Origin of the sequence: Adlercreutzia equolifaciens (genome assembly GCF_029076695.1) — a bacterium.
Classification (GTDB): domain Bacteria; phylum Actinomycetota; class Coriobacteriia; order Coriobacteriales; family Eggerthellaceae; genus Adlercreutzia; species Adlercreutzia equolifaciens_A.
In genome coordinates, this window is record NZ_JARFIK010000050.1 from 1 (window position 1) to 438 (window position 438).

Consider the following 438-nt stretch of genomic DNA (forward strand, 5'->3'; position numbering starts at 1 on the left):
CATCTACACCGCCTATACCACCAAGCTGTACAATGCCATCGACGGCACGCTGAAGAACGTGGCCGACGAGTCCTACGACAGCATGGTGCCCAACGGCGACTCCTTCCGCGTGGCCGAGAGCACCGTGGTCTACACCTACGATGACGAGGGCGGCTATGTTGCCGACACCCGCGAGTCCCAGTCCATCGGTCGTATATTCCGCTTGGAGCCCGAGCTGGGCTGGCAGTACGAGGCCGACGTGCTCGACGTGTTCGGCATGCTCAACGACTGGGTGACCCACGAGACCATCTTCGCTCCCACCGAGGAGACCGAGGCTTGGCAGTACTATGTTGTTGCCGTCCCAGCCGGTGTACTGGGTCTCGTCGCCGTAGAGGCGCTGGCTGGTGAAGTAGCTACCCACCCAGCACAGGTTGCCCACGCCGAAGGTGGCAGTGGAGC

1 protein-coding gene is annotated in these 438 nt (G+C 62.6%); it reads left to right on the plus strand.

Annotation, left to right across the window (positions count from 1 at the left end):
* Positions 1–438: hypothetical protein (locus PZH32_RS11410; RefSeq protein WP_275208376.1), on the plus strand; the 438-nt coding region annotated here is incomplete at both ends.